Here is a 10,779-nt window from a genome sequence, read left to right as displayed (position 1 = left end):
GCCCACTCCAGAACGAGCGCTGGATACTCGGCAAGAACCGCGCCACGCCTGGCGCGGGCGGATCCTCCGGTGGGCCCAGGCAAACAGGCGGAGATCCGGGCGCGCTGCGCCATCGGACGGGATGGTGTCATGTGACATCGGCCAGATGTCCCGTGACATGTCGCGTGACATCGGCGGACCGAGTCGATGCCTCCGCGCGACGCCGGCGTCGCGACGAGCGTCGGCGCGCGCTCGGGCTCCGGGTCCTCGTGGGTGGGTCGTCCGCTGCGCCGGCGTGGATCCCGGACTCCTCCTCCGCCGCCCGCAGCCCCTACCCGCCCGCGTCCCCGCCCTCCCCGTCCGCGTCCCCGCCCTCCCCGCCGGCGTCCGCCCCCCCGCGCAGGCCATACCGCTTCATCGCGCGCTGGATGAACTTCCGGTTCACCCGCGCGAGCTCCGCCGCGCGCGACACGTTGCCGCCCGTCTGCCTGAGCGCGGCGTCCAGGTAGGCCCGCTCGTACGCCTCGGCCACGCGCTCCCGCCCGGCGAGCAGCGGCTCGCCCAGATCCACCGCGGGCGCGCCGGGCGCGTCGCCGTCGCGCGCCGCGCCCGGCGCCGGGGGGCCGCCCGCGCTCCCGGCCGCGCCCAGCGAGAGCGCGCGGGCGACCGCGTTGCGCAGCTCCCGGACGTTGCCCGGCCACGAGCGCGCCGCGAGCGCCGCCACCGCCTCCTCGGACAGCGCCGGCGGCGACCCCGCGCGGGACCCGAGCTCCCGCTCGAAATGACGCACGAGCAGCGGGATATCCCCCTGCCGCTCGCGCAGCGGCGGCACGGTGACCTGGATGACGGCGAGGCGGTAATAGAGATCCTCGCGGAACCGCCCGCGCTCCACCTCGCGGGCGAGGTTCCTGTTCGTGGCCGCGACGACGCGCACGTCCACCCGCCGCGCCACGTTGGACCCCACCCGCCGCACCTCGCGGCGCTCGAGGACGCGCAGCAGCTTGGGCTGCAAGTCGAGCGGCAGCTCGCCGATCTCGTCGAGGAACAGGGTGCCGCCGTCCGCCGCCTCGAACGCGCCCGGCCGCTCGGACACGGCGCTGGTGAAGGCGCCCTTCACGTGGCCGAACAGCTCGCTCTCGATGAGCGTGGCGCTCACCGCCGAGCAGTCGAAGACCACGAACGGCCCGCCGTGCCGCGGGCTCTCCTCGTGCACCGCCTCGGCCACGAGCTCCTTGCCGGTGCCGGTCTCGCCCTCGACGAGCACGGTGGCGTCGGTGAGCACGACCCGCTCGAGCACCGCGAACAGGCGGCGCATGGCCACGCTGGGCCCGAGCATGCCGCCGAAGCGCTCGCGGTGGGAGAGCGGCAGCTCGATGACGTCGCTCAGCATGCGCAGGCGCAGCGTGGTGCCCCCGACGACGATGGCCGCGTCGGGGCGGGCATAGGCGTCCCGCACCGCCACCCCGTCGACCAGGGTGCCATTGCGGCTGCCGTCGTCGATCACGCGGATGCGCTCGCCCTCGATGCGGACGACGAGGTGCCGGCGGCTGACCGTGGGATCCTTGAGGACGAGATCGCACTCGCGGCCGAGCCCGACGCTCGCCTCGGGCCCGGGCAGGTCGGCGACGAGCCCTCGGTCCGGCCCGTCCACGACCTCGACGCGGATCTTGCGCGAGGCGAGCTTGTAGGCGCTGCCGTCGCGCGCGAGCGGCTGGGTGAGCTCCTCGGCCACGCGCCGCAGTATACCCGGGGAGCCGACGACCGGCGCGCCGCGCGTGGTTGCGCGCGGCGTCGACGACCTGGACGGCGACCCCGCGACCCGCCCCGGCCCGCCGCGCGCGACGGCGGCGGGCCCGAGCGGCGAGGGCGCGGGGTGGCGCTTCAACGGAAGCGCCCGTGCGAGGCGGCGCCCTCGCGGGGCCTCGGCTCAGGGCACGGGCGGGTATTCGATGAAAGCGCCGGTGTAGCGGTACCAGGCGCCGTCGCTCGGCGTGACGGTGAAGCGCAGGTCGAGGCCGTAATGGGGGGTGTTGAAGTTGTCGTACTCGGGCACGTCATAGTGGTGAATGTCGCGGGTCGCGACGCGATTGGGGCTGAGGGTCACGTTCACCCCGGGGACCACCGCCCACGCGCCGCTGATCCCCTTCTTGACGTAGCCCTTGAAGTTGGTCCGCGCCGCGCCGCACGCGGCGACGGTCATGCGGCCCTCGAAGGCGTACGGCAGGCCCTGCTGGCTGGCGGTGCGCTGCGCGCCGCCCGAGAAGGGGCCCACGCGGCACCAGCTCACCGAGTCCGCGACCTGCGGGTGAGAGGCGTAGTCGTCGATCGCGCCGCAGTGCACGCTCGTGAAGACCGCCGCGCTCTGGCACGGGCCCAGCGCGGCGATGCCGTCGAGCGCGGCGGGCGGCGTGTTCACGACGACGGGCGCGTCCGAGAGCGCGCGCGTGAGCCGGGGCGCGTCCTTGCAGGCGGCGACGAGCGCGCGGGGCACCGGGGTGCCCTCCGGCGAGGCCGCGAGGAACGTGTCGAGCGCACAGGCGGAGGGCGCCCCGACGGGGGCGACGCCGCCCGGGGTGATCTGCAGGACCGACGTGCCGCCCGAGTCGCTCGCGCAGAACGCGAGGTAGCGGCCCGCCTCGTCGACGATCGAGGCGACGTGCGCGTCCTCGCCGCAGGGCGCGTCGCCCGCCGAGAGGCCCACGGCCTCGAGGTCGATGCCGAGCGGATCCCGCGCGGCGGCGTGGCCCGGGTCCTCTGCCTCTCCGGGCGACTCTTGCGGTTCGCCGGAGACGCAGGCCACCAGGACGAGAGAGCTCATGCAGGCGAAAATGTGAGCGAGCTTCATGGCCGTCATCTTTCCCTTGTTGTTGTCTTGAATCGTCGAGCTATCGAATCGACCGACGTGCCGATCGGGCATGATGAGCGCCTATCGCAATCGCCGTACCAGGGCGCCGGAGCGCGCGAACGCGGCGCTGGCCGGCCGGCCCGGCGCGCCGCGCGCGCGCGGCGAACAGGGCTCATGGGCGGGGGGCAGGCCGCGGGAGGATCGGGGCGGCTCGCGGCGCGGTGCGACCGCGCAGGGACACCGCACCTCCCGCCCGGCGCCCCCGGTGCGACGGGCGCGTCGCGCTCGACGGCGAGGGCCGGGAGATCGAGGCGCAGGAGGGCGGCGCCGCGCTCGCGCCTCCTGCCGCTGTCCGCTGTCGCCGGATCCCTCGGTGGGCCCGCCGCAACGCAGGGTTGACTCCAGTGGAGACAGGCTCCACGCAGGTCGCGCGCGCCTCGTGGAGCCGGCCGCTCCGCGGATGGGCGATGCCGGGGAGCTGCGCTCGGCGGCGCTCGACGCGCGCCTTTCGCGGCGGGCGCGACACGAGGTCGATGGAGGATGGACGATGAGCGGCAGGATGCAGGGCGCTGGCCGCGGCCGTGGCGGCGCGATGGCCACCGTGCGGTGGGGTGGATGGCTCGGCGGCGCGGCGTCGCTCCTCGTGGTCTGGCTCGCGGCGGCGAGCGCGCACGCTATCGAGCCGCGCGGCGCCGTGCTCGGGCCGGGAGACGCGACGGCCGCGCTGTGGCTCAGCAACAATGAGGACTACGCGGCACGGGCGCGCGGGGCAGCGTCCAGCATCGCAGACATCGAGGAGGCGCGAGCGCGCAGCGGTCGCCCCACCCGCGGCGCCGCCGGAGACGCCGACCTGACCATGTGGCGGTACCTGGTGGAGCTCGGGGCCGCGCGAATGGGGAGCGGAGATTACGCCGGCGCCGAGCCGCCGCTCGCGCGCGTGCTCGACGCGGTGGAGCGGTATCGCGCCAGGAAGCGGGAAGACACCGGCACGCGCGAGGTGCTCGTGCGTGCCCTCGCGGTGCTCGGAGAGCTCCGCATGAAGCAAGGCGATCACGCCGCTGCGGAGCCGCTCCTCATGCGTGCGATGTACGGAGAAGACTGGCCCCACCGCTCGGCGTCCGCGGCGCACCGGGGCGCCGTGGACACCCTCGCTCGCCTCCTCCTGGCGAAGGCGGAGTACGGCCAGATCGACGCGCTGCTGAGCAAGGCCGATGAGAAGGACCGCAGCCTCTCTGCTCACCTCATCCTGGCCCAGGCAGAGCTGGAGATCGCCCGCGCGGACTACGGGCGCGCCGAGGGCCGCCTCCACGACCTCCAGGAATCCAAGTGCAAGTTCGACCAGCCCCTCACCGCGCGCTGCCTCCAGGACCTCGCCGACATCCACGCCGAAGCGGGCGATCCGGCGCTGGCCCGGCCGCTCCTCGAGCGCGCGATCGGCATCCTCGAGGAGCGGCTCGGCCCGGAGCACCCGAGCCTCGCCGCCGCGCTGGACCGGCTCGCGTCGGTCCTGCTGCTGCAAGGGGCCGACCCCTCGCAGGTCGAGCCGCTCGTCGAGCGGGCGCTCGCGCTGCGCGACAGGAGGCTCGGCGCAGGCCACGTCGGGCGGACCACCTCCCTGATGATCCGCGGCGATCTCGCGCTGCGGCGCGGCGATCCCGCGGCCGCGGAGCGCGCCTACCGCGACGCGCTCGCGCTGCGCGAGCGGCGCCTCGGCGACCGGCACCCGGGCGTCGCCGAGGCGCTCGCCGCGCTCGGCGAGCTCCAGGAGGCGGGCGGGGCCCCTCGGGCCGCCGAGCCGCTCTACCGGCGCGCGCTCGCCATCGAGGAGGCCGCCTTCGGCCCGGAGCACCCGCGTGTCGCCCGCGCCCTCGCGCGGCTCGGCCGGCTCCGCCTCGCCCAGGGGGAGATCCGCGAGGCCATCGGCCTGCTCGCGCGCGGCGCGGACCTCCAGGATCGGCGCGCGCTCGCGCTGCTCCCCACCGCGAGCGAGGAGCACCGGACCGCCTTCGCCGGCGCGCTCGGCGACGAGACCGACCTGCTCCTCTCGCTGCACGCGGACGGCGCCCCGTCCGACGCGGAGGCGGCGCGCCTCGCCCTGACCACCGTGCTCCGGCGCAAGGGCATCGCCCTCGACGCGGCCGCGGACCGGATCGCCGCGCTCAGGGACCGGGGCGACGCCGACGACGCGCTGCTCCTCCAGCAGCTCGTCGACGTCCAGTCGCGGATCGTCGATCTCGTCGTCCGCCTCCCCTCCTCGCGGCAGCCCGAGGTGCTCCGCGCGGGGATCGACGAGCTCGATCGGCAGAAGCGGGCGATCGAGGAGGAGATCGGCCGGCGCGGCGCCCCGCTGCGGATCGACGACGCGCCGGTCACCCTGGACCGCGTGGCCGCCGCCCTGCCGGAGGGCGCGGCGCTCGTGGAGCTCGTCGTGCGCCGCCCGTACCTCCCGGGACGGGGCGGCGCCGCGCCGCGCGCGCCGGGCGCCTGGCGCGCGCCGGGCGCCTGGGGCGCGCCGAGGTACGCCGCGTACGTGCTCCACGCCGACGGCCGCGTCGCCTGGGTCGACCTCGGCGAGGCGGCGCCAATCGACGCGGCCGCCGGCGACCTGCGGCGCGCGTTCGCCGGGGCGCGCCGCGACCCGCAGCGCGCCGCGCGCGCCCTCGACGAGCGCATCATGCGGCCGGTCCGCGCGCTGCTCGGCGGCGCCCGCTGGATCTTCCTCAGCCCCGACGGCGAGCTCAACCTGGTCCCCTTCGGCGCGCTCGTCGACGAGCGCGGGCGCTACCTGCTGGAGCACAGCTCGTTCACGTACCTGACGAGCGGCCGCGACCTGCTCCGCGCCCGGCACCACGCCCCGCGCCGCGCCGCGCCGGCGCTGCCCGCGCTGGTCGTCGGCGCGCCGGAGTTCGGCGACGCGCTCCGGCACGCCCGCTTCCGCCGCGCGGCCCCGGCGGGCGCCGCGGCGCCGAGGCGCTCCGTCGACATGCGCGCCCTGTCGTTCCCGCCCCTGCCCGGCACGCTCCCCGAGGCCACGGCGATCGGGCGGCGCTTCCCGGGGGCGAAGGTGCTCACCGGCCTCGACGCGACCGAGGAGGCGCTCAAGGGCGCGGCGCACCCGCGCGTCCTCCACCTCGCGACGCACGGGTTCTTCCTCCCCGACGCCGACGAGGCGCGCGCGGGCGGGGTCGCCGCCGAGAACCCGCTGCTGCGCGCCGGCGTGGCGCTCGCCTCGGCCAACCGGCCCTACGACGGCCCCGAGGACGGCGTGCTGACCGCGCTGGAGGCCTCGGGCCTGGACCTTTACGGCACGCAGCTCGTCGTGCTGTCGGCGTGCGAGACGGGCCTCGGCGAGCTGAAGCGGGGGGACGGGGTCCACGGCCTGCGGCGGGCGCTGGTGCTCGCCGGGGCGGAGACCCAGGTGATGAGCCTCTGGAAGGTCCAGGACCGCGAGACCCGCCGCCTGATGGAGGCCTATTACGAGAAGCTCGCCGCGGGCGGGGGCCGCGTCGAGGCGATGCGCCAGGCGCAGCTCGAGATGCGGTCTCGGCCGGAGACCGCGCACCCCTTTTACTGGGCCGCGTTCATCGTCTCCGGCGACGGCACCACCCTCGACGGCCGCGAGGTGGCCCCGCAGCCGGCCGCGCCGCGGCCCGTGCCCGCCGTGGCCGCCGTGCCCCCCGGCCCCCGCGGCTGCGCCTGCGACGCGGCGGGGGCGGCCGCCTCGTCCGGGGGCGCCGCGGGCGGCGCGCTCCTCGCGATGGGCGGCCTCGCCGCGCGCCACCGCCGCCGGAGGGCCGCCCTGCGCCGCCCCGCGGCCGGTCGAGGGGGGTGAGGCCCCCTGGGCGCCCCTCCCCCGGGGCACCCTCCCCCCGGTCGAGCCGCCGCGTCACGCCCGCGCCGCCGCCCCGGCGATCCACGCGCGCGCCTCGTCCATCAGCGCCAGCGTGAGCGGGCGCAACGTCACGCCCGCCCCGGCGGCCTCGGCGACCGCGTCCTCCAGGGCCTCGACCCCGATCTCGCCGCGCCGCGCCAGGTGCAGGAGCTCCCACAGCCGCGCGCCGATCGCGAGATCGCGGTCGGCCCCCGCCTCGGCGACGTCCCTGGCCGCGCGCGCGTCCGCCAGCGCGTCGGCGGAGCGGCCCGACAGGGCGAGGATCTCCGCGCGCCGCAGCAGCGTGAGCGCCTCGCGGCGGTCGCGGTGGGCGCGCTGGAGCGCCGCGGCCTCGTCGGCCGCCGCGAGCGCGCCCTCGAGCTCCCCGACGCGCCGGAGCGCGTCCGCGCGCAGCGACAGCGCGCTCGCGCGCAGCGCCGGATCGCCGGCCTCGGCCGCCAGCTCGGCCGTGCGCGCGGCCGTCTCCGCGGCCTCGCGCGCGCGGCCCTGGCGGAGCAGGAACGCGGCCAGGTTCGTCAGCACGAGGCGGAGCTGGCCGCGCATGCCGTCCGCCTCGGCCTGGCCGGCGACGCGCTCGAGCCGCGCGATCGCCTCCGCGATCCGGCCGCGCTCGGCGTCGAGCACCGCGAGATCCGCCTCGATGTGCAGCCTGTGCCAGCGCGAGCCGAGCGCCTCGGCGATCGCGAGCGCGCGCGTGAGGTCCTCCTCCGCCACCGCGAGATCGCGGCGGTTCGAGGCGTAGTTCAGCTCGAAGCGCAGCACGCGCGCCCCGAACTCCAGCCCCGCCCCGGCCCGCGCCGCGAGCGCCACCGCCTCGCCCGCGAGCGCCATGGCCCGCTCGGGCGAGGCGACGCCGGCGAGCGCCATGCGCGCCTCGCACCGGAGGGCCGCGTCGGGCTGGGCGTCGGCGTCCGCGAGCAGCCCCGGGTCGTCGTAGCCCTCCTCGCGCAGCCCCCGCGCCACCTCCAGCCGGCAGAGCCGCCGCCGCAGCGCCACCTCGGCGCGGCGCGCGGGGAACACCGCCGCGCGCGCGTCGAGCGCGGCGAGCCGCCGCCGCGCCTCCTCGAGCTTCCGACCGCGCAGGAGGGCGCGCACCACGTCGATCTCGGCCGCGGCGCGCTCGTCCGGATCCTCGACGAGCGCGGCGAGGCGCTCGCCGAGCTCCACCGCCTCGGTGAACAGGCCGGCCGACATCGCCGCCTCCATCGCCCGGCCGAGCCAGCGCCGCGCCTCCGGGGCCGCGCCGAGGCGCTCGTAGCCGGCGGCCAGGAACGCGGCGTCGGCGGCCGCCGCGGGCCTGCGGGCGAGGGCGTCGAGCAGCGCGCGGTGCACGCGGCGCAGCCAGGGGCGCGGCCGCACCAGGTTGAGCACCGAGAGGCGCACCATCTCCTGGACGAAGCTGTACTCCGGCCCGCGCTGCCGGCCCGCGGCGGCGGTGAGCAGGCCGGCGTCCACGAGCAGGTCCAGCGCGGCCTCCAGCGCCTCGTCGTCGCGGCCCGTGGCCTCGGCGAGCACCTCCGCGCAGAGGCCGCCGCCGTGGAGCGCCACGGCGGCGAGCGCGCGCAGGGCGAGGCGCCCCTCGTCGCTCGCGGGGTCGAGGTAGCCGGCGAGGCGCGCGACCACGAGGTCGTCGACGCCCGGCACGCCGCGGTCCGCGAGATCGGGCTCGGCGGCGTCCCAGACGCCCTCGCGGTGGATGAGCGCGCCGGTCTCGCGCCACGCCACGAGCGCGTGCACGATGAAGAACGGCACGCCGCCCGAGCCGCGCACGACCGCGCGCTCGAGCGCGGGCGCGACCGGGAGCGTGGCCTGGGCGAGGCGCGCGGCGTCCGCGTCGCCGAGCGGGCCGAGGGCGAGGTGGCGGGCGCCGGGGCGGGCGCGCCCGCGCGCCTCGGCGAGCAGCGCGCGGAGCGGCGGCGAGGGGCTCGGCTCGTCGCGCGCGGCCGCGAGGACGAGGAGGCGCGCCGGGGCGCCCCCGCGCGCCACCTTCGCGCCCACGCGCTCGAGCAGGAGCCGCAGCAGCGCGAGGGTGTGCGCGTCGGCCCACTGGAGGTCGTCGAGGGCGAGGACCAGCGGCGCCTCGGTGCTCGCCCAGAGCAGCGCGTCCTCCACGCCCTCCAGGGCGGCGGTCGTGTCCGGCGCGCCGGGGAGCACGCTCGGGGAGAGGGCCCGCTCGATCGCGTCCACGAGGAGGCCGAGCGGGCTCGTGGCGTCCTGGGGGAGCGCCTCCAGGGCGCGGAGCAGCGGCCGGAGGGGGCTCTTCCGCTCGGGGGAGCAGGCGGCGCGCAGGACGCGGTCCGCGCCGAAGCGCTCGGCCTCGAGCGCGGCGTCGAGCAGGCGGGTGCGGCCGATGCCGAGCGGCCCGGTGATCAGCGCGACGCGGACGCCGCCCCCGCGCGCCTCCGTGGCCAGGCGACCGAGCGCCGCGATGGCGTCGCCGCGGCCCACCAGCGGGGCGTCCAGGCAGGGCTCGGTCGGCGCGACGGTCTCGGTCCGCCGGGTCGGCCTGGCGCCCCGCGAGGCCGGCCCCACGGCCTCCGCCGTCGGGCGCTCGGCGTGCGGGGCCGGGCGCGCGCCCCACGCGGCCGGGGCCTCGGCCTGCGGGGCCGGGCGCGCGCCCCTGCCCCGCGCCGCGGGGGCGTCGGAGTCGAAGGCGTCCAGGTCGCGCGCGCCGGATCGCTCGCGCCCGGCGCCGGGCTCCGGCCGCCGGATCGGCGGCGGGCCCTCGTCGATCGCGCGCTCGAGCACGCGCTCGAGCTCGCGCGCGACCCACTCGGCGTGGCGCGGGCGCGCGCCGGGATCGGGGTCCAGGAGGAGCGCGGTGAGCTGCGCGAGCGGCGCGAGCGCGGGGGAGCCCGGCGGCAGGATCGCGTCGAGCCGGGGCGGGCGCCGCGGGCTCCGGACGAACGAGATCTCCCCCTCGGCCTCGCCGGGCGGGAGCTCGCCGGTGCACAGGCGGAAGAGGGTGGCGCCGAGGGCGTAGAGGTCGGCGGCGGGGGTGGCCGCGCCGCCGCGGAGCAGCTCCGGCGCGATGTAGCCGGGCGTGCCGACGAGGCGGGGCGCGGCCGCGCCCCGCGGCCGGAGCGCGGGGTCCTCGACGACGATGCCGAAGTCGATGAGCTTGTGGACCGGGTGCGCTGCGGGGCCGTCGCCGGGCGCCCGCCTCGCCGGGGCGCGCTCGATGATGTTGCCCGGCTTGACGTCGCGGTGCACGAGGCCGGCGCCGTGCACGGCCGACAGCGCCCAGGCGACGCCGAGCGCGGCCCGCGCGACCTGCTCGGGGCTCAGGGGGCCGGCCTCCTTGAGCCGGACCTCGAGGCTCACGCCCGTGATGTGCTCCATGGCGAGGCCGACCACGCCCCAGGCGTCGTCCCGGTGCAGGGCATAGAAGCGGACGATGTTCGGGTGCTCGACGCGGCAGAGGGCGCGCGCCTCGTCGAGGATCGCGTCGCGCCAGCGCGCGGCGTCGTCCGAGCCCGGGGACAGGCCGTCCGGGAGGAAGAAGAGCTTGACCGCGGCGTCGCGGAGCTTGCGCCCCTCGTAGACCTCCTCCGCGAGCCAGACCGGGGCGAAGCCGCCCTGGCCGAGCGGATGGAGCAGCCGGAACGGCCCGAGCCAGCGCTCCGCGCCGGGGCGCTCCAGGAAAGCGGGCGCTGCGGAGGACATGGGGGAGGCCATCCTGCGGCCGCGATGCTACCGCGGCCGGGTGTGCATCGGGGCACGTTCCACGTGCCCCTGCGCCGGCGCGCGAGACCGGGTGCGACGCCGGAGGGCCGCGAAGGGCGGCGGCCCGAGCCCTCGTGCGACGTCCTCGTCGCACCGTGGCCCCTCCGGACAGCGCGCTCCAGCGACCGGCGGGTCGCGCCGCCGAGGCACGGAAGAGCCGTATTTCCCTCACGCGCCGGCGGGCGCTGTCGCTGCGAGGCGCGCCCTGGCGGCGCCGAGGCGCGCCCTGGCGGCGCGGTGGCGCGGGGCACGACGTGGAATGCTGGTTGCCAAGAGGGTGGCCCGTGAGACCCAATCGCCGCACCGCGCGCGCCGGATCTCCGGAGGCGGGCGGGTG

4 protein-coding genes are annotated in these 10,779 nt (G+C 78.1%); 1 reads left to right on the top strand and 3 read right to left on the bottom strand.

Translation table 11 applies throughout. The features are described 5' to 3' along the window. Nucleotides 1–310: 310 nt before the first annotated feature. On the bottom strand, nucleotides 311–1,711 hold the full coding sequence (locus WMF31_RS00480) for a sigma 54-interacting transcriptional regulator (RefSeq protein ID WP_436600062.1): 1,401 nt from the start codon (nucleotides 1,709–1,711) through the stop codon (nucleotides 311–313). Nucleotides 1,712–1,906: 195 nt separating this feature from the next. After that, nucleotides 1,907–2,896: a hypothetical protein gene (locus WMF31_RS00475; protein WP_436600061.1), complete on the bottom strand. Its 990-nt coding sequence runs from the start codon at nucleotides 2,894–2,896 to the stop codon at nucleotides 1,907–1,909. A gap of 475 nt (nucleotides 2,897–3,371) precedes the next feature. On the opposite strand from WMF31_RS00475, the gene WMF31_RS00470 reads away from it, so the two are divergent. Continuing rightward, entirely contained in the window at nucleotides 3,372–6,656 is a 3,285-nt protein-coding gene (locus tag WMF31_RS00470) for a CHAT domain-containing protein (RefSeq protein ID WP_436600060.1), read from the top strand. 54 nt (nucleotides 6,657–6,710) lie between these two features. Here the strand turns inward: WMF31_RS00470 and WMF31_RS00465 are convergent, their stop codons facing one another. Continuing rightward, complete coding sequence (locus tag WMF31_RS00465; RefSeq protein ID WP_436600059.1) at nucleotides 6,711–10,382, bottom strand: protein kinase domain-containing protein; 3,672 nt, start codon at nucleotides 10,380–10,382, stop codon at nucleotides 6,711–6,713. Between the last annotated feature and the right edge of the window lie 397 nt (nucleotides 10,383–10,779).

Origin of the sequence: Sorangium sp. So ce1036 (genome assembly GCF_051369805.1) — a bacterium.
Classification (GTDB): Bacteria; Myxococcota_A; Polyangia; order Polyangiales; family Polyangiaceae; genus Sorangium; species Sorangium cellulosum_F.
The sequence above is the reverse complement of the archived record's forward strand: the minus strand, read 5'-3'. Positions and strand labels throughout refer to the sequence as shown.